The following is a 20,169-nucleotide window of genomic DNA, read 5'->3' as shown; positions in this document are numbered from 1 at the left end:
AACTTACCAAAATCCACCCGAAGGCTTCATTTAATAAGTTCCGTTCGACTTGCATGTGTTAGGCACGCCGCCAGCGTTCGTCCTGAGCCAGGATCAAACTCTCTAAAATTTGTATCTCAACATCTTTCGATGTTCAAATCAATTTCAGAGCTTGATGCTCATTTTCGATACACTAACGTATCCGTGATTTTTAGTGTTTTCTCACTTTGTAATTGTTTGAGTATTTACTCAAAGTCATTACGGGTTCTTACTATATTTCGTTGTTTAATTTTCAAGGTCCTGTTTCGCTCGTTTTTCCCATTCCTATCAGCTTTTTTGCCTCTCAGCGTTTCGCTGTTTTCGTGTCGTCCCGAGCGGAACAGTTGCTATTATATAGCATTACACCCCTTTTGTCAACACTTTTTTTGAATTTTTTTTGATTTTTTTTCATTTTTATTTTTTGCCCTATATATTGTGGTTTATCAATGTTACAAACACAAGATATTTCCACCTCTCACTGCTTTTCGACGCCTTCCGTCAAAAAAATCTTTCCCTTCTTCAAAAAAATTTTAAAATTTTTTAAAAAATATTTTTTGTTTTTTGAAAAAATCCTCTTTTTATTTCATTATAGAATGTTTTTTAATCCTTTAAAATCTCATCTTACGTCTTTCACCATATTCAATTACACTTTAAATATACATATTTGAAATCAGAAAAATTCAATTTATTCAGGAAATCTTTGTATCATATATTTTGTATATAATACATTTAATTATACATGAAAAGAAAAATCAAAGAAAAAAATTATTAGTTTGCATTATAACCTCCTATTTATAAAAGCTTAAAGGTCTTTTTATCCTTTTCCAGCCTAAATATACTCCTTTTCTTGGAATTTTCTCTATATATACAAAAAATTTACAAAAAAAATTTCAAAAAAGTAGTGATTTTTTAAATCAGATGTGTTATAATGTACTAAAATCCAAACGAAGGGAAGGTTTTTCTATGAAAACAAACTATATTATTACTATTGCACGCCAATTTGCCAGCGGCGGACACGACATCGGTCAGATGCTTGCTGAGCAGCTTGAAATTCCTTTCTATGACAAAGAACTCATCTCATTAGCTGCAAAAGAAAGCGGAATGGATCCCGACGTATTCAGCAAGGTTGACGAAAGAGCTGCAAACAGCTTGCTTTATTCTTTGTCTATGGGTTTATACAGCTTTGGAAATGGCTTTTCCGCCATGGGTGACTTGCCTGTAAACGACAAACTCTACCTTCTTCAGCATAAAATTATAAAACAAAAAGCTGATCAAGGTCCATTTGTTGTGGTTGGCCGCTGTGGTGACTATATTTTAAGAGACAGAAAAAATGTGCTTAACGTATATATCCACGGTTCAATGGACTTCCGCAAAGAAAGAGCTATAAGAATACATAAGCTTGACCCTGACCGTGCTGTTCAGATTATCAACAGAACCGATAAAGTAAGAGCTAATTATTACAGCTTCTACTCCGGCAATAAGTGGGGCGTTGCTTCCAATTATGACCTTTGTATCGATGCTAGTAAGATAAGTCAGCAGCAGGCAGTTGATCTGATTAAGCAAATGCTTTCTTACAGAGAAAATTCCTGATAAAGGCAATCATAAAATCACCCGTGGATAAATATAATATATATTATTATTCACAGAAGGTGGTGACTTTAATGGTTATCTACAGCACAAGTGAAGTTGTACAGGGTGACTTGGACGATTTCATCTTTGCCAACGATGAAGATTGGCATGAAAGTGACAGATAATATCTGTCACTCTTTAGTGAGATAATACAGCAGAATCTTTCTGCATTAGATAATAATTTTCCTCTAAAAGTAAAACGGCGGTCACATATGTGGCTGCCGTTTTGCTTTTAACTTTCGTTTTCAATCACTGATAATGGGTCTATATGACGGTTTCTGACTCTTATCTCCACATGGATATGTGTACCGTCGGCGGATTCGCAGGGAACTCCCAGGGCTGTTCCTATTTCCTGGCCTTTTGTTATTGTATCTCCGCTGTTTACGGAAATATCTTCATTCAGTCCGCAGTACAAAATACTAAACTCGCCGCTGGTTACCTTTACAACATTTCCCATCATTTCGCTGTAATAGGTTTCCTCCACCGTTGCATCGCACATGGCTATAACACTTTCCCCGTCCTCGCAGGTGAAATCTATTCCCATGTGGGCTCGGTAATCCTTCATTGTGTTGTCGTAAACCATATCTTCGGAATATTCTTTGCCGATTATCTTGGTTTCTGTGGGATATCCTAAATTTTTATTTACCCTGAGGATTGTCTGAACAATATCCTCTTCAAGAACCTCTTCTGTTTCGGTTTCCTTTGTTTCTTCAGGTTCTGTGACGTATTCCGCCGCATCTTCCGAGGGTTCTTCTGTCTGAGGCTCAGTTTCTTCGGCTGTTGTTTCTTCCGTGGTTTCCTCTGAAGCCGTTGTGTCCTCTTCGGTGATATCGGTTAAGTTTTTATCCACATTTTCAGTGCTGTCCTGTTGATGTATTGAGGATGAAGTATCTCCGTTATCCTTAAAGTAGTTTGTAACTCCCGAATATGCAGACCAAACCGACATTCCCACCGCCGCAAGACACAGGGAGAAAGCTATATAAAATCCTGCTTTTTCTCTTTTTGACGACGGTTTTTCTTTTCTGTTTCTTTTATTGTTCATAAAAAAGCACCTCCGCCATTATTATTGACGGAGGTGTCATTGTTATTCAATTAAAAAAAGTTTATGAACTTACAACTGAGAAAAAGTATGTAGAATCAAAGGCTCAGTCAAGAAAATCCTTGAGCTTTTTGCTTCTTGATGGATGTCTGAGCTTTCTGAGAGCCTTTGCCTCAATCTGTCTTATTCTTTCTCTTGTAACCTTAAACTCCTTGCCTACCTCTTCAAGTGTACGGCTTCTGCCGTCAACAAGTCCGAATCTGAGACAAAGAACCTTTTCCTCCCTTGGTGTGAGAGTTGAGAGCACTTCTGAAAGCTGCTCTCTAAGCAATGTATGTGACGCCGCATCAACAGGTGCAGGAGCATCGTCGTCAGGTATAAAGTCACCAAGATGGCTGTCTTCCTCTTCACCTATAGGTGTTTCAAGGGAAACAGGCTCCTGTGCAACACGCATGATTTCTCTTACCTTATCAACAGGCATATCAATAACAGCCGCAATTTCATCGGCGGAAGGCTCGTGACCGTTCTGGTGAAGAAGCTGGCTTGAAACTTTCTTAACCTTGTTTATGGTTTCAACCATATGAACAGGAATTCTTATTGTTCTTGCCTGGTCTGCAATAGCTCTTGTTATAGCCTGTCTTATCCACCATGTGGCATAAGTGGAGAACTTAAAGCCCTTTGTGTAATCAAACTTTTCAACAGCCTTGATAAGACCCAGGTTTCCTTCCTGAATAAGGTCCAAAAACTGCATTCCTCTGCCCAGATATCTCTTTGCAATACTTACAACAAGTCTGAGGTTTGCTTCTGACAATCTTTTCTTTGCAGCAGGGTCGCCGTCTTTAATTCTGATTGCCAGGTCGATTTCCTCTTCCGGAGTCAGCAGCGGGACACGTCCGATTTCTTTCAGATACACTTTTACAGGGTCGTCAAGAGAAACTGCCTCCATGCCCTCGTAAGTTTCAGTATCAGAATCATCAGGTGAAAGTCTTATTGTTATATCGTCCAGTTTGATAACATCGTCCATCTCTTCGACGATTTCAACGCCAAGGCTTTCCAATCCGTCATAAAGCTTTTCAATTTGCTCAGGATCAATGTCGATTTCTCCTATCGCATCGAGAATCTCCTGATTGGTAAGCTGTCCTTTGCTTTTTCCTAACTCCATCAATTCTCTGACAACTGCTTTTTTATCCCGAATTTGCTCTGTCATATTTTTTGTTCCTTTCAATTGCCCATTGCCCTGTTAAAGGCGATTTTTTTCTTCCTTGTTTTGGATTATTTCAGTTTTTCTTTTCCCTGAGATTTTTCAGATAGTCCATAATATCGGTATCCTCCGCTGTGGACAAATCATTCATCTTAGTTTTAAGCTTCTCCTCAATAATCGCATTTATATACTCAGCCGCAGCTTCCGTAGTCGCCGCCATGCTGTTGTATTTTGATATTATTCCAAAAATCTTTCCGCTTTCCTCCGGTGTAAAATCTGCGGAAATTCCGGTAAGTATTCCGTAACCGCCCTTGATTTTATCCCTGAAATATTCAAAAAGCTTTTTGTTGAATGTTGTTACAAAATCATCCGGAGTTATTCTTTTCAGAACAAAGTCCAGTTTATCCGGACTATGTACAAGATATGCAATCAGAGATTCCTCAGCTTTTACCCCTCGTGGATATTTTGCGTGTTCCGGGTTTATTTTATCGCCCATACCGCTCATTTCACTTCGGAGTTTTTTCATTTCCTCCCTGCGTATCTCTCCGGCTTTTGACCTTGACACCCTTTTTATCTGTTCCAAAAGAGCATTTTTCTCAACGCCCATTTCTTCGCTGAGTCCCGAAAGATAGATATCCTTTTCAACGGGATTATCAAGGGCGGCAATCATTTTTATTGCGCCGTTTAAGTATGACACTCTTCCCTGAGTTGTTTCAAGGTTAAAGGAGGATTTCAGCTTTGCAAGTCTGTAATCCATATCGTTTTTGCTTTTTTCCAAAAGGTTTTTAAAAGCCGCTGAGCCGTTCTCCCCGTGTTTTTTTATAAACTCGTCCGGGTCTTTTCCGTCCGGAACTGTAAGAACTCTAACCTGAATACCTGCATTTCGCAGAATTTCAATAGCTCTTGCCGTCGCCTTTTGACCGGCTTCATCGGCGTCGTAGCATATTACAACCTCATCAGCGTATCTTTTCATAAGTATCGCCTGTTCCGAGGTGAGCGCAGTTCCCAATGTTGCCACTGCGTTTTGAAATCCCGCCTGATTTACGGCTATAACATCCATATAGCCCTCACAGAGTATCAATGTTCTTTCTCCGCTGTTTTTCGCATTATTGAGAGAAAACAGGTTATTGCTCTTTTTAAACACCGGCGTATCGGAGGTGTTTAGATATTTCGGTTTGCCGTCGCCCATAAGGCGTCCGCCGAAGGCTATGACGTTTCCCCTTAAATCTATTATTGGAAACATAACCCTGTCGGAAAAACGGTCGTAAATACCTTTTCCGCTTTTACTTTGAAAAGCCAAGTTTGCCGCAACAATCTCGCTTTCTTTAAAACCTTTTGATTTCAGATGGTTGCACAGGCTGTATCTTGATTTAGGTGAATAGCCCAAACCGAAACGCACTATTGTTTTCGGTGAAAGCTGTCTGCCTGCAAGATAATTTCTCGCCTCTGCTCCCTCCGGTGAATTGAGGCAGCCATAAAAAAAACGTGCCGCCTCTCTGTTTGCTTCATAAATTCTTGTTCTAAGACGGTTCATGCTGTCGTCGTAACCGGTATCCGGCATTGTCATTCCTGCTCTTTGAGCCAGAAATCTTACGGCTTCCATGTAATCAAGATTTTCTATCTTCATCACAAATGTTATAACGTCGCCGCCGGCTCCGCAGCCGAAGCAATAAAACGAACCGTTTTCAGAGTAAATATTAAAAGACGGGGTTTTTTCGCTGTGAAAAGGACAAAGCCCCACCATATTGCGTCCACGCCTTTTGAGATTGACGTAAGATGACACCACCTCGGTAATGTCGTTTCTGTACTTCAATTCCTGCAAAAACTCCTCAGGCAAAGACACGAAACCACCCTCTTTACTTTATCTCTTTTTATATATACATGAATTTTTTAAAAAACCCTTTATTTTTTTCTTTTATTTTTTAAAAAAGTCTTTTTGCATAAGTATTGACAAAAAACCGATAAAAAATCAAGAATTTTAGCCAAATACAAGGCAAATTAACATTCGTTCATAAAAAATTTACTGTCTGTAACTTCCACTTCAACCTGTCCGCAGGTGGCGTCAGCAATCTTTTTATTGAGTCCTCCCAGCATTTCTTCCCTTATATGGAACTTTATCTCAACGCAGTCTGTAAACTGGGTGTCGTCTATTATTCCTCCGCACTCGGGTATAAGGGACTGGAGTTTTCCGTACCTTGTATAATCGCACACTACGGAACAAATAAGGCTTTCCTCCATAGTGACAACCTTTGCGGCTTCCATGCCGATTTTTGCTCCGTGGGAATAGGCTCTTACAAGTCCTCCGCCGCCCAGCAGTATTCCTCCGAAATACCTCGTTACGACCACTACAGCGTCCGTTACGCCGCTTTTTTGAAGTACGTCGAGTGTTGGTATGCCTGCTGTTCCCTGAGGCTCTCCGTCGTCGCTGTAGCGTTTTATGTTGCCCTCTCTTATACAGTAGGCATATACGTTATGGGTTGCGTCCCAGTGCTTTGACTTTTTTTCGTTTATAAAGGCTATGGCCTCTTCCTCAGTTTTTACAGGCTTACAATAACCGATAAAACGAGATCGCTTCTCCACAAACTCAGCCTCTCCATACTCCTTTACCGTCTTATAACTACTGCTCATATCTCCCCCACCTTTTATTTTACATCCGACCTGCATGGGTTTGGCTTGTAAATTAGGTTCAGCACAGGTCGGGCGAAACCTTTCCTTTATCTTTGGAATGGCTCGCTTTCTTTTGGCGTTTTTTCATTTTTGTTTGATAATATGGATTTGATTTATCTGGCAATTAAATTCATATTATCAAACAAATTTATTTTTTACTTACATCTCATATCAAATTTTTTAAACATCTTTTTATCTGAATGTGGATAGCTGCATATTTTATTTTTTAATAATGCGCTCCCGTTTGGTTTTAATTATACAAATAAACCTAAATGAGAGAGAACCATTTTCCGTCGCTTAACAGAAGGTCTCGCCCGACCTGAAACGTATCTTATTTCTAAGAATAACCCATGCAGGTCGGATATAAAAAATAAGGCGGCACTTGCGTACCGCCTCAACAATTACGTTCTGTTTAATTATTTATCCATACCGAAACGCTTCTTAAATCTATCAACACGTCCGCCGGTATCAACGAGCTTTTGCTTTCCTGTAAAGAATGGGTGGCACTTTGAGCAAATTTCAACACGGATATTCTTCTTTGTTGAACCTGTCTCAATAACATTACCGCAAGCACAAGTAATTGTTGTCTGCTCATACTTTGGATGGATATTCTCTTTCATCTTCATTCACCTCTTTCGCTGAAACCGTAAATAACAGACTTAGTATAGCATAGACATTCAGAAAAAGCAAGAACTTTTTTATTTTTTCTTCAATTTTTTCAAAAGTCTATTTTTCATCTGTTATTGATATATTTTAAAATTATCTGATAACCTTGCTTTCGATTTCTTCAACTGCTTTTGCAATGAAATCTTCAAGGCTCATTGCACCGATATCGCCCTCTCTTCTGTCTCTTACGGAAACAGTGTTGTTTTCGATATCCTTGTCGCCTACCAAAATCATGTAAGGAACTTTCTCGAGCTGTGCCTCTCTGATCTTGTAACCGATTTTCTCGGATCTGTCATCAATCTCAACTCTCATGCCCTTAGCTTCCAAAGCTTTCTTAACTTCATAAACGTAGTCAAGGTGTCTGTCAGCGATTGGAAGAAGCTTAACCTGAACAGGTGCAAGCCACATTGGGAATGCTCCGGCGTACTTTTCAATAAGGAGAGCCAATGTTCTCTCATAGCATCCGATTGATGTTCTGTGGATGATGTAAGGATTTTTCTTTACGCCGTCCTTGTCAACATATTCCATGCCGAATTTCTCAGCAAGAAGCTGGTCAATCTGAATTGTTATAAGTGTGTCTTCCTTGCCGTGTACGTTTTTAATCTGGATGTCAAGCTTTGGACCGTAGAAAGCAGCTTCGCCAACGCCCACTGCATATGGAATCTCAAGGTGATTGAGGATTTTCTCCATAATTCCCTGAGCCTCTTCCCACTGCTCGGTTGTTCCGATATATTTTTCCTTGTCGTTAGGATCCCACTGTGAGAATCTGTAGGAAACATCCTCGTAAAGACCGAGAGTTTTCAGCATATAGATTGCAAGCTCAAGACAGCCCTTGAACTCCTGCTCAAGCTGTTCAGGAGTACACATAAGGTGACCCTCGGAAATTGTAAACTGTCTAACTCTGATAAGTCCGTGCATCTCGCCGCTGGCTTCATTTCTGAAAAGTGTGGATGTTTCGTTGTATCTCAAAGGCAGGTCACGGTATGAACGGCCACGGTTGAGGTATGCCTGATACTGGAACGGACATGTCATAGGACGAAGTGCGAAAACTTCCTTGTCCTTTTCCTCGTCGCCCAAAACAAACATGCCGTCCTTGTAGTGATCCCAGTGACCGCTTATTTTGTAAAGGTCGCTTTTTGCCATGTAAGGTGTTTTTGTAAGGAGCCATCCTCTCTTCTGCTCCTCGTCCTCAACAAATCTCTGGAGAAGCTGAATAATTCTTGCACCCTTAGGAAGAAGAATTGGAAGTCCCTGTCCGATAACGTCGGAGGTTGTGAAAAGCTCAAGCTCTCTGCCCAGTTTGTTGTGGTCACGGCTCTTTGCCTCTTCAACCTGCTTCAAATACTCTTCGAGCATGCTTGCTTTAGGGAATGCAGTTCCGTAAACTCTGCAAAGCTGTGCATTGTTTGCGTCGCCTCTCCAGTATGCACCTGTGCAGTTTGTAAGCTCAATAGCTTTAAGAGGTGCAACGCTGAGAAGGTGAGGGCCTGCGCAAAGGTCTGTGAAATCTCCCTGCTTGTAGAAGCTGATGTTTTCGCCCTTGCCTGCATGTTCCTTTACAAGCTCAACCTTGTATGTTTCTCCCATGTCTGAAAGAAGCTTTTCTGCCTCCTCAGGTGGAAGTTCAAATCTTTCAATAACTTCGCCGGATTTAACAATAGCTTTCATTTCTGCCTTGATTTTCTGAAGGTCTTCCGGTGAGAAAGGCTTCTCAACATCAAAGTCATAGTAAAAACCGTTGTCAACAGCAGGGCCTATTGCGCATTTTGCCTCAGGGTAAAGTCTTTTTACAGCCTGTGCCAAAACGTGTGATGCGCTGTGCCAGAATGCTTTTTTACCGTCAGGATCGTCGAATGTCAAAAGCTCAAGCTTGCAGTCCTCTGTAAGCTCGGTTCTTAAATCCATCACCTGTCCGTTTATTTTACAGGCGCATACAGCCTTATAAAGGCCGCCGCCCAATGATTTTGCAACTTCTGCGGCTGTTGTGTTGTTTTCAAACTCCTTTACAACTCCGCCTTTTAACTCTACGTTAATCATTGTTATCTCTCCTTTTTAATTTTTTTAGAAAACAAAAAACCCGATGACCTGCACAAAGCAAGTCACCGGGACGAATATTCTCCGTGGTTCCACCCGTATTCGACAGATAAAATCTGTCCTCGAAAGCGATAACGGTGCTTACCGTGACGCCATTTCCTGCGCCAACTCAAAGGTGGTAACACTTTTCTTCACGCCGCCGTAATCTCACCAAACATACGGCTCTCTTTTGCGGATACAAAAAGCATCGTGTCCTTTTCTGCGTTCAAGTATTTATTTTGTACAGGAACTATATTATCACTAAACCTTTTTCTTGTCAACCCCGATATTTAAAACTTTACTGTTCTCCGGCTATTATCATCTGCAATTTTGAAACGTCTGTTATAGATATACTTCCGTCGCCGTTTACATCCGCAATGGACATGTCCGGTTTCTCACTTTTAATTCCTGCAATATAGCCCTGAAGATATGTTGCATCGGAAATAGTTAATACTCCGTCGCCGTCTAAATCTCCAAGGATACCACCTCCGTTAAAGGGGATATCGTTTGCATTTGCAAAGCTTTCCGCCACGCTTCCCTTTTCTCCGTAAATGGTAATGTTGCCCTTTACAAATGCCTTGTCATTTATCACCTGTACGGAAGAGGCTATTTCTGCTTTTTCCAAAGACGGACAATTATAAAATGCCTGTGTATCAACAAGTAAAATTCCGTCGTTTATATTCACTGATTTGAGGTTTTCACATCCCATAAAGCTTCTCATGCCGATAACCTTTGTATTTTCAGAAAAAGTCACCGACTCCAATCCGCTCATATAAAATGCGCCCGTTCCAACTGTAACCACATCATCGGGAATCGTAATATTTTTATCCTCCGATTTGCAGTCAATCAGAATGTTTCTGCCCTCAATGAGAAACTCTCTTTGGTCATTTTTAAGCCACGGCGTATCATAAAAGGCATATCCGCCGATAACCGCTGTGTTTTCAGAAATATCCACATTTGAAAGATTGCCGCACATGTAAAATGCGCCCTCGCCTATTTCTTCCACATTGCTTCCCGCAATTACGGAATTTATATTTCTGTTATATGCAAAGGTATAAGGGGATATAACTCTGACATTTGACGGTATTGCAACAGTTTGTGAACCGCCGTTGTACTTGATAAGTATATCGTTAAGGGTTACAAACTCGCCTTTTTGATTGTTTAAATACGGCGTATTATAAAAAGCATATGCGCCTATTGCTCCGACGCTTTCGGTCTGCTCTACGGAAGACAAGGAAGTACAGCCGTAAAAAGCGCAGTTTCCTATACCCATAACCGATTGACCCAGCACAACTTTTTCCACAGAAGTATTATTTCTGAATGCATTGTCTCCTATATACACAACCTCTGACGGGATTGTTATTTCCTTTTGGGAGCCTGTATAGGAAAGCAATATGCCGTTATCAATAACAAAGCCACTTTCCGCCGAAACAGTCACAAAAGGAACAGTCAGCGCAAACAGCAAAGCAAAAATCAGCAGGGCAGCTTTTGTCTTTTTAATCATGGAAATCATCTCCTACAAAAATGCGGAAAAAGGCTAATGTCTTTTTCCGCAATAAAGTTTATAAATAATCTTTTTAATACTCAGACATTACTGTCATCTGTTTCAAGCTGGAAAATCAGCTGGTCGATTCTCCTCATTTTATCCTCTGTTGATTCGTCTGTATCAACTTCTGTTTCATCAGAAACGACTTCACCGTTTTCGTCATTTTCCTTTTCAATTTCAGAAATAACAGCCTCTGTAAGTCTGAGCTTATCCTCATCACTTACTTCATCGGAAGTTTCAGCAGGAACAGCTTCACTTGTCTGAGGAGCTTCTGACTCGGTTGACTCTGTACTGAATGATATAATATCATCCTCTGAGTATATGTCATCATAATCTGATGGAACAACCTGTTCTCTCACTGTATCTGCACTTGAAAGTCCATCACCGTAAGATCCGATAGGCTTGTTATCCTCAAAATCCTGAAGTTCTTCTTCGTTTTTGTTTTTCTTCTTATTTCTCTTTTCTTCTTTCTTTGCACGCTTTTCTTCTTTTCTCTGCTGCTTATCGTCATAATCATAGTCGTAAGCTTCACCGCCTGCGATTACAACTTTCATTTCGTCTTTTCTCAATGCCTGGCTTGACAGCTCTGCAACAAAAGAGAAAATATAGAAGAACAAAGCTATGTTCTGAATAGTAGGAATAAGTGAGAATATCTCAGGAATTACACCTGATACAACTATATCATATACAGGCACTGCACAGCTTGCAATAAGAAGTGAAACGGAAATAAGTCCCATTACTATTGTATTCTTTAATGTACCTTTGCTTCTGATTGCTGAAATAAGCTGAGCGTAAAAGAAAAAGTAAAGAGTAACGGCAATAAGTGTCAAAAGCTGAAGAACGTCTGTATTTGCAAGAGAAATCTCCGCATTGTTTACAAAAACATTTACAAGCTTAATTGCGCTCCAAATTGCCGGCATAAGCAGATAAACTGAAAGTCCCTTTGAACTTGTAGTCTTTGTCAGGTGCATAAGCGACATTATAACTATTGCCAAAGCCGAAAGCAAAGTAAAAACTACATAGACAACAGCGTAAGCAGATATATCTCCGGATGACTTGGCTTCCAAAAGCGATATTCCGCCCTCTGCCGCAATTGTGGCAGCTGTTATAAGTCCGAAAAGACCGGCAGGAATGTTTCGTTTAATCACATAGTAATCAGCCGTTTTTCTGTCAATCGCCTTGAACAAAAGACAGAACAAGAACATTACAAGTGTTACCCCCGCAATAGCGTATGGAAGTATGGACACTCCAAAGCCCATGAAAAGCTGCTCTGCATCAGGGAAAATCGATGTATAAAGCGCCAATCCCACAAGCACAGGAGTGAAGAGAATAAAAGGTATCCAGGACAATTTTACTTTCATAATCGACTCCTTTTCTAAAATCATCGGAAAAGATAACCTTGTCCGATATTTTTCATCATTTAAAAATTTGCATCTTTCAATTAAATAGGAAAGATGCACATAATGATTGTTCTATACTATTTTATGTCAAATCATCCTGTCTGTCAAGGATATAAAAAACATAAATATTACATTTTATACTCCGTCACATATAATTGTCAGAAATTCCCATATATTACTGTTTATGAGAGTTACAATCTGACAATTAGCCCTTTTTGCGTTCATAAATGCCTTATACTTGCTTTTAAGTAATTTATTTGATATAATATTCTGCGGATTTTAAAAGGTTTTTAAGGGGAGGATTCATATGAAACATCGTCATGTAATTGATCTTGAAGATTTAACTTTCGCACAGCTCCAGCAGGTTATTGATCTTGCCGGAAAAATCAAGGCAGATCCCGCCAAATACAGTCACGTATGCGACGGAAAAATCCTTGCAACGCTTTTTTATGAACCGTCAACCAGAACTCAGATGTCTTTCCAAACAGCTATGCTTCGACTGGGCGGAAAAACAATAGGTTTTGACAATCCAATGAACTCTTCCGTTGCAAAAGGCGAAAGCCTGAAGGACACAATCACTGTTGTAAGCGGTTATGCGGACATAATCGCCATGAGAAATCCCGTTGAGGGCGCAGCAAAAGCCGCTTCTCTATACAGCAGCGTTCCTGTTATAAATGCCGGCGACGGCGGACATCTCCACCCCACCCAGACACTCACCGATATTGTGACACTGCACAATGAAAAAGGCAGACTTAATCATCTTAAAATCGGTCTGTGCGGCGACCTGAAAAACGGAAGAACCGTACACTCCCTTATTAAAACCATGTCCCACTTTGAGGGCAACAGTTTTGTTCTTATATCCACTCCGGAACTTACTGTTCCTGATTATATCAAGGAAATTATGATTAACTCCGGCTGCGAATTTACAGAAAGCCAGAATCTGAAAGAGTCTATCTCCGATTTGGACGTGCTTTACATGACAAGAATTCAGCAGGAAAGATTCAGCTCTAAAGAAGAATACGAAGCTCAAAAGGGCGTTTATATTCTTGATGCTGAAAAAATGGCTTTGGCTAAGGAGGATATGATAGTTTTGCATCCTCTTCCAAGAGTTGATGAAATCACCGTAGAGGTTGACGACGACCCTCGTGCCTGCTACTTTAAGCAAGCAGTTTACGGAATGTACGGAAGAATGGCTCTCATTATACTTCTTCTTGAGGACAGCGACTATTTCTTCCATGACAACAAAAAGAAAGTTATCGCAGACGATGTAACATGTCCAAATGAGAGATGTGTAACACACCGTGAAGCTTATCTCCCAAAAAGCTTTATAAAACAAGGCTCACACCTTTTCTGCGACTACTGCGACCATGCTGTTGAAATGTACAGTAAGGATTAAAAAATAAATATAAGAATATTAAAACCGTGGTTCTGAAAATTTTCAGAAACCACGGTTTATTTTTTGTAATGATTTTATTATAACCTGATAAAAAGATTATAAATATAAAAAGCTAAATGCGAGCGAACCACTCTAAGCCGCTTAACAAAACGTCTCGCCCGACCTGTGCAGGTGTAAATTTCCAAAGCTAAGCCCGGCAGGTCGGATATAAAAATCATTCGATGGCTTTTAGGGATTCTACCATGTCGATTTTTTTCAGGGAGAAGTGGACAACTATTGTTACTATCAGTGCGAAAATGGCTGTTATGAGAGCTGAAACAACGTAACACCACCACGCCATGTCGGAAATAAACATAACTGCGTCAACCTCCGCAACAGATACAACAAATTTTTCAAGAAAAATTCCCAGTATTAAACCTAAGATAATTCCGAATAAAACCGCCACGTTGTTTTCACGGTAAATGTAGGAGGAAACCTCTCTGTCGTAAAAACCAAGAACTTTGATTGTGGCAAGCTCTCTCTTTCTCTCGTTTACATTGATGTTTACAAGATTGTACATAACTATGAATGCCAAAAGTCCCGCTGAAACTATGAGTACGATAACTATGCTCTTGAGGCTTCCTATTGTGTCAACAAATCTGCTCATTGTGTCGCTTGAATAGGCAATTCCCAGTATATCGCTGTCATCAAGAAGTTCTGTTGACAGGTCGCTGGTTTCAACTCCGTCAGGAATGTTGGCGTAAATCATGTTGTATGATGGTTCTTCACCGTAAACATTTCTGTACAGAGTCGGTGTCATATAGATGTAGTTCATTGCATAGTTCTCTGTAACTCCAGTTACTTTAAGTTCTGTTTTGCTTCCGTCAGAATTTACCACGGAGAAGCTGTCTCCGGCTTTTGCTTTAAGAACATTGCTCATCTTCTGGCTTATTATAACTCCGTCGTCGGTAAGCTCAAGAGGTGTATGGTCATCCATTGTTCTCAGTGTTATATAATCGTCAACCACTTCCGGATTTTGAAAAACAGACATTGAAACGGAAGCTGTTGTTTCCCCGTTTTTCTCTGCGTCAACAGTTTTAACCATAAGGGTTTCCGAGCTGTTTATATATTGGTTGGAGTTTATATAGTCCTGAAGCTCCTCAAGACTTTCTGAATTTTCACTGATAGCTATTGTAACATCGTATTTGAATATATCGCCAAACTGTCGGTCAACTATCGAGCTTATGGCGTAGTTTAGTCCAAAGCCTGTAAGAATAAGAGCACAGCATCCCGCAATGCCGATGGTAGTCATAAGGCTTCTGGCTTTGTAGCGGAAAATATTTCTTGCGGTAACCTTGTGAAGGAATGAAAGTCTGTTCCATACAAAGCCCACACGCTCCAGCATAATCTTTTTGCCAACCTTCGGTGATTTAGGACGCATAAGCTGTGCAGGTACTGTTTTCAGCTCTTTTCTGCATACAAAATATGCTAAAAGTCCTGTACAGAGTATTCCCACCAAAGTACACCAGCCTGCATAATCCCATCTGAACGGCATCATAGGATCAGGCATACTGTACATTATCTTGTAGGCGTTTATAATTACCCACGGGAACAGCTTAAATCCTATGCAAAGTCCGATTATGCTTCCCACTATGCTGGCAGAAATTGCATAAATCAAATATTTTGAAACTATGCTGCGGTTTTTGTAGCCGAGAGCCTTTAATGTTCCCATCTGAGTTCTCTGCTCTTCAACCATTCTTGTCATTGTGGTGGAACATACAAGAGCCGCAACAAGTACAAAGAAGAACGGGAATACTGCGGCGATTGCGTCAACCTTTTCCGCATCCTCCTCATAGGTGGAATATCCCGGGTTGTCGTTTCTGTCAAATACGTACCACTCCGGTGTTTCAAGGTCTTTTAATTCCTTTTCGGCGTTGGCAATCTTATCTCTGCCCTCCTGAAGCTCTTCCTCTACGTCTATTTTTGACTGTTCGTATTCTTCAACTCCGTCCTGATATTCAGCAAGTCCGTCCTCGTATTCGACAACACCTGCATCATAATCAGCCTCGCCGGAATACAGCTTAGCAAGTGCGTTTTCAAGCTCCTGTCTGCCCTCGGCTTCTTTTTGATTTAAAAGACTTTCATTGTAATAAATTTCGTTGTAACCGTCATCAATCTGCTGTTTTGCACTGTCCAGCTGATTTTTAGAGTTTTGAAGCTCCTGTCTTCCTGCTTCAAGCTGGCTGTAACCTGCTTCGATTCCGGCTTTAAGCTGTGCAACCGCTTCTTCTCCCTCAATTACCTGAGGTTCTTTCTCATCTATCTGCTTTTGACCCTCTGAGGACACTATGGAAAGAATTGCGCTGTACTGCTGTTTTTCCTCAGCGGGCGCTGTAGCATAGGAAACAAAGAAATTTTTAATGCTTATAGGAACTCCCGGCATCATTTCAGCTATAAATGCGTCTATCTGGTCCATAACTGCGATTTCGTCCGGAAGTATCTCCTCTTCTGTAACTGTAATTGCAGAATACTTTTCTATAATTGAATTGTAGTTTGCCAAAAGACTTTTAAATGAGTCAAGCTCCTGTCTTCCGGCGGTTACTACAGGCTCAAGCTCTGCCAGCTGGGCTTCATATCCGGAAAGCTCTTCCAGTGCCGCAGCCTCTTTTTCCTGGAACTCTGCAAGTCCCTGATTATACTGCTCAAGACCGCTGTTGTATTCAGCTTCCGCAGAGTAAAGCTGAGCTTTTGCGTCTTCAATCTGCTGTCTGCCGTTTGCAATCTCGGTATTCAGTGTTTCAATTCCGCTGTAATACTCACTCCAGCCGTCGTCAAGCTCCTGTCTTGCATCGTCAATCTGGGTTTTCGCATCTTCAAGCTGAATTCTTGCATCTTCAAGCTCCTGCCAGCCATCATTGAGCTTTTCCTCTGCCTCGGCTTCACCGTCTGCAAGCTCCTGTTTTGCATCATCAAGCTCTTGCTGAGCTTCTGCTACAATGTCGTTATATCTATTGTAGGTAAGCTTATCATTGTTTTCAAGGAGAGCTGTGTTTTCTTCAATAATCTGACCGTACTCATCCTCAAATGGGTCAAGACCCTCTGTTTCCTGCAAAGTGAAATACACATCTGTGTATACATCAAAGGCAAAATCCTCTTCAGGAATAAGGATGTAGGTGTCTATTTCACCGTCTCCCACTGTGGTGGTTCCGTACTGAAAACCCACATAGCTTGGTGTGTTTATTGTTCCCACAATTTCATATTCAGTTACTTTAAGGCTTTCTGATATATCATCCTTTTCCAGATAAAGCTGGATTTTACTGCCTATGGCAAGCTTTCCATTTGCAAGCTTGCTCTGCTCAACTACACATTCTCCGGATTTTTCCGGCAGTCTGCCTTCTATTGACAAAGGTCTGTTCATGTTGTCGGCAGTATCCGGATTTTCAAGGTCATAGGAAATAGCCTTTAAAACAAGATTGTTTTTATCGTCGCTTTTAACCATAACATCGGCGGAATATCCTCCGCTGATTCCTCGGACGTTTACGGTTTCTTTTATCGCCTCAATATCAGTGTCGTCCAGACCGTAATTGGACATAATATGGAAATCTGCCAGATTATATTCTTCGTAATATGTCGCCGCCGTCAGCTTCATATCAGGACAGCTTGACTTAACTCCGGCAAAAAATCCGCAGCCTATTGCGACAATGGCAAGTATTGCAAGGAACCTGCTTTTGGTCCGCCAGATTTCACGGAACAAGTCCTTGACCAAAGCCTTTTTCATATATATCACACCCTTTCAAAGAAAAAATCACCATTCGATATTTTCTACAGGCATGGGATTTTCATTGAGTGTAATGCTTTCCACCTTGCTGTTTTTCATTTTTATTATTCTGTCAGCCATAGGAGTTATAGCCTGGTTGTGGGTTATAAGTATAACCGTCATATTGTTGTTGCGGCAGGTATCGTGGAGAAGCTTCAAAATATTTTTACCGGTATTGTAGTCCAAAGCTCCGGTAGGTTCATCACAAAGCAAAAGCTTAGGCTTTTTTGCAAGAGCTCTTGCTATTGAAACTCTCTGCTGTTCGCCGCCTGATAGCTGTGACGGGAAATTGTTTATTCTATCCTCAAGGCCTACTTCCTTTAAAACCTCTATAGGGTCGTAGGCGTCCTTTGTTATCTGTGTGGCAAGCTCGATGTTCTCCTTGGCGGTAAGATTCTGCACAAGGTTATAAAACTGAAAGACAAAGCCTATATCGTATCTGCGGTACTCAATAAGCTCTTTAGGGCTGAGCTTTGCAACGTCCTTTCCGTCAACAATAACCTCTCCCTCATCGCAGCTGTCCATTCCACCTAAAATATTAAGTATTGTGGTTTTTCCTGCGCCGCTGCTTCCCACAATAACCGCAAATTCTCCCTTCTCTATTGTAAACGACACTCCGTTTGACGCCGTTATTGTAACCTCTCCCATTTTGTATCTTTTATAAACATTTTTAAGTTCTACAAAACTGGACATTGTTGTCCTCCTGTTCTTATAAATCTATAGTAAGTTCAACCGGACAATGGTCGGAACCCATAACCTGAGTGTGAATTTTTGCGTCTTTTAAATTCGGTTCCAGAGATTTTGATACACAGAAATAGTCTATTCTCCAACCTGCGTTTTTAGCCCTTGCGCTGAATCTGTAAGACCACCAGGAATAAACTCCCTCCAAATCGGGATAAAAATATCTGAATGTGTCTATAAATCCGCTGTCAAGAAGCTTTGAAAACTTTTCTCTTTCTTCATCTGTAAATCCTGCGTTTTTTCTGTTGGTTTTCGGGTTTTTCAAGTCTATTTCCTTGTGAGCCACATTTAAATCTCCGCAGAAAATAACAGGCTTCTTACTTTCAAGCTTTTTAAGATAATCAAGGAAAGCGTCCTCCCACTCCATTCGGTAAGGAAGCCTTAAAAGCTCGTTTTGTGAATTAGGAGTATAAACGGTCACTATATAAAATTTCGGATATTCCAAGGTGATAACTCTTCCCTCGCTGTCATGTTCGGGAATATTTATGCCGTAGCTTTGGGACAGCGGCTGTTCCTTTGTAAATATTGCAGTTCCAGAATAGCCTTTTTTCTCCGCATAATTCCAAAACTGATAGTAGCCCTCTGTCTTTAAATCAATCTGTCCCGCCTGAAGCTTGGTTTCCTGTACACAGAAAATATCTGCGTCGGCCTCTTTGAAAAAATCCATAAAGCCTTTTCCCACACAGGCTCTCAGACCGTTTACGTTCCATGATATAAGTTTCATATTTTTTCTTATCCGGCATTACTCCGCCAGACTTTCCTCCCATGTTATTTCTTTAAATCCTACAAGCACCTTATCGCCCTTTACAAAAATCGGACGTTTAACAAGCATACCGTCCGTGGCCAAAAGGCTGTACATTTCCTCCTCTGTCATTTCGGGAAGCTTTTCTTTAAGATTCATGGACTTATAGAGCTGTCCGCTTGTGTTGAAAAACTTTTTCAAAGGCAGATTTGATTTTTTGTGCCATTCTTTTATTTCATCTTCACTGGGATTTTGTGTTTTAATATCCCTTTTTTCAAACTCAATTCCCTTATCCAAAAGCCATTTTTCCGCCTTTTTGCAGGTACTGCATTTTGGATAGCATAAAAATAAATTCTGCAAGGTATTCGCCTCTTTTCCGCAAAATATTTGTTATATTTTAACATTCTTTAAGTTAATTATATCAGTTTTTTGTATTGTATTCAATAGACAATTAGGTAATATCTGTCGTATTTCTCATTGCCAAAATTTTTTACATCAGCATTTTCACCTCAAAACAAAAAAACGAAAAGACAAAGCTTATTCTGCGCTGTCTTTTCGTTTTCTAAACACTCATATGCAACACAATCGCCAATAACGGGATTTATGTATATGAAATTTTTTTAATCATCAAGGCTTGCGTTGTACTCATCACGGAGCTTTTCCCAATACTTTATATCATCCTCGGTAATCTCTCTGATTACTTTGCATGGATTTCCGGCGGCTACTACGTTTGCCGGGATATCCTTTGTAACAACTGAGCCGGAACCTATTACGGAATTATCACCTATGGTAACTCCCGGATTTATGGTTGTGTCTCCTCCTATCCATACGTTGTTTCCCACGTTGATTGGCTTTCCGAACTCGAGACCGTCGGTTCTTATAACCGGGTCAATGGGGTGTCCTGCGGCGTACAAACTTACTCTCGGGCCTATAAGCACGTTATCGCCTATTGTAACCTTGCACACATCCAGCACGATGCACTCATAATTGCAGTAAAAGTTCTCGCCAACATAAATATTACAGCCGTAATCGCAGAAAAACGGCGGTTCAATGTGGAAATTCTCTCCTGTTCCTCCCAGAAGTTCTTTGAGGATTTTATTTCTTTTTTCTTTTTCGTCCTCTGTTGTCACATTGTATTCAGCAATAAGCCTTTTAGCTTTCTTAAAGTCCCCTCTAAGCTCCTCACCAAAGGCTCTGTAAAGCTTTCCGCCGAGCATTCTTTCCTTCTCAGTCATTTTATCGCCTCCTATTACAA

At 40.6% G+C, this 20,169-nt stretch carries 15 protein-coding genes, 1 rRNA gene and 1 other annotated feature; of the genes, 2 read left to right on the top strand and 14 right to left on the bottom strand.

Annotation, left to right across the window (positions count from 1 at the left end; all coding sequences use genetic code 11):
- Positions 1-109, bottom strand: a 16S ribosomal RNA gene (locus tag B5F08_RS07345); the annotation flags it as partial.
- A gap of 872 nt (positions 110-981) precedes the next feature.
- Between B5F08_RS07345 and B5F08_RS07340 the strand changes: the two genes are divergently transcribed.
- Positions 982-1,608 carry a cytidylate kinase-like family protein gene (locus B5F08_RS07340; protein WP_087377880.1) on the top strand — a complete coding sequence of 209 codons (627 nt, stop codon included), beginning with the start codon at positions 982-984 and terminating at the stop codon, positions 1,606-1,608.
- Positions 1,609-1,879: 271 nt separating this feature from the next.
- Here the strand turns inward: B5F08_RS07340 and B5F08_RS07335 are convergent, their stop codons facing one another.
- The 8 genes from B5F08_RS07335 to B5F08_RS07300 all read right to left on the bottom strand — a co-directional run bounded on the left by B5F08_RS07335 (position 1,880) and on the right by B5F08_RS07300 (position 12,200).
- Positions 1,880-2,689, bottom strand: coding sequence for a M23 family metallopeptidase (locus B5F08_RS07335; RefSeq protein ID WP_087377878.1), 810 nt, complete (start codon positions 2,687-2,689; stop codon positions 1,880-1,882).
- 103 nt (positions 2,690-2,792) lie between these two features.
- Positions 2,793-3,893, bottom strand: a complete 1,101-nt coding sequence (rpoD, locus tag B5F08_RS07330) for an RNA polymerase sigma factor RpoD (protein ID WP_087377886.1) — start codon at positions 3,891-3,893, stop codon at positions 2,793-2,795.
- Between the two features lie 70 nt (positions 3,894-3,963).
- On the bottom strand, positions 3,964-5,730 hold the full coding sequence (dnaG, locus tag B5F08_RS07325) for a DNA primase (RefSeq protein WP_087377876.1): 1,767 nt from the start codon (positions 5,728-5,730) through the stop codon (positions 3,964-3,966).
- A 155-nt stretch (positions 5,731-5,885) separates the two neighbouring features.
- Positions 5,886-6,515, bottom strand: a complete 630-nt coding sequence (locus tag B5F08_RS07320) for a YigZ family protein (RefSeq protein WP_087377874.1) — start codon at positions 6,513-6,515, stop codon at positions 5,886-5,888.
- A 455-nt stretch (positions 6,516-6,970) separates the two neighbouring features.
- Positions 6,971-7,174: a 50S ribosomal protein L31 gene (gene rpmE / locus B5F08_RS07315; RefSeq protein ID WP_087377872.1), complete on the bottom strand. Its 204-nt coding sequence runs from the start codon at positions 7,172-7,174 to the stop codon at positions 6,971-6,973.
- 139 nt (positions 7,175-7,313) lie between these two features.
- Positions 7,314-9,257, bottom strand: a complete 1,944-nt coding sequence (thrS, locus tag B5F08_RS07310; protein WP_087377870.1) for a threonine--tRNA ligase — start codon at positions 9,255-9,257, stop codon at positions 7,314-7,316.
- Between the two features lie 63 nt (positions 9,258-9,320).
- Positions 9,321-9,525: a binding site (T-box leader), on the bottom strand.
- A gap of 66 nt (positions 9,526-9,591) precedes the next feature.
- Positions 9,592-10,797 carry a leucine-rich repeat protein gene (locus B5F08_RS07305; protein WP_158096246.1) on the bottom strand — a complete coding sequence of 402 codons (1,206 nt, stop codon included), beginning with the start codon at positions 10,795-10,797 and terminating at the stop codon, positions 9,592-9,594.
- Positions 10,798-10,877: 80 nt separating this feature from the next.
- Complete coding sequence (locus B5F08_RS07300) at positions 10,878-12,200, bottom strand: hypothetical protein (RefSeq protein WP_087377866.1); 1,323 nt, start codon at positions 12,198-12,200, stop codon at positions 10,878-10,880.
- Positions 12,201-12,546: 346 nt separating this feature from the next.
- Here B5F08_RS07300 and pyrB point away from each other — a divergent pair, with 346 nt between their 5' ends.
- Positions 12,547-13,635 carry an aspartate carbamoyltransferase gene (pyrB, locus tag B5F08_RS07295; protein WP_204245168.1) on the top strand — a complete coding sequence of 363 codons (1,089 nt, stop codon included), beginning with the start codon at positions 12,547-12,549 and terminating at the stop codon, positions 13,633-13,635.
- Between the two features lie 214 nt (positions 13,636-13,849).
- Here the strand turns inward: pyrB and B5F08_RS07290 are convergent, their stop codons facing one another.
- The 5 genes from B5F08_RS07290 to B5F08_RS07270 all read right to left on the bottom strand — a co-directional run bounded on the left by B5F08_RS07290 (position 13,850) and on the right by B5F08_RS07270 (position 20,149).
- The gene (locus B5F08_RS07290) at positions 13,850-17,392 is read right to left on the bottom strand and encodes an FtsX-like permease family protein (protein ID WP_087377862.1); all 3,543 of its coding nucleotides are present in this window, start codon (positions 17,390-17,392) and stop codon (positions 13,850-13,852) included.
- 27 nt (positions 17,393-17,419) lie between these two features.
- Entirely contained in the window at positions 17,420-18,124 is a 705-nt protein-coding gene (locus B5F08_RS07285) for an ABC transporter ATP-binding protein (protein ID WP_087377860.1), read from the bottom strand.
- 16 nt (positions 18,125-18,140) lie between these two features.
- Positions 18,141-18,896 (bottom strand): exodeoxyribonuclease III, encoded by a 756-nt coding sequence (locus B5F08_RS07280; protein WP_087377858.1) that lies wholly within the window; start codon positions 18,894-18,896, stop codon positions 18,141-18,143.
- Positions 18,897-18,914: 18 nt separating this feature from the next.
- Entirely contained in the window at positions 18,915-19,274 is a 360-nt protein-coding gene (locus tag B5F08_RS07275) for an arsenate reductase family protein (RefSeq protein ID WP_087377856.1), read from the bottom strand.
- 260 nt (positions 19,275-19,534) lie between these two features.
- On the bottom strand, positions 19,535-20,149 hold the full coding sequence (locus tag B5F08_RS07270; RefSeq protein WP_087377854.1) for a sugar O-acetyltransferase: 615 nt from the start codon (positions 20,147-20,149) through the stop codon (positions 19,535-19,537).
- Positions 20,150-20,169 lie beyond the last annotated feature (20 nt).

Origin of the sequence: Anaeromassilibacillus sp. An172, from assembly GCF_002160515.1 — a bacterium.
Lineage (GTDB): Bacteria > Bacillota > Clostridia > Oscillospirales > Acutalibacteraceae > Limousia > Limousia pullorum.
The sequence above is the reverse complement of the archived record's forward strand: the minus strand, read 5'-3'. Positions and strand labels throughout refer to the sequence as shown.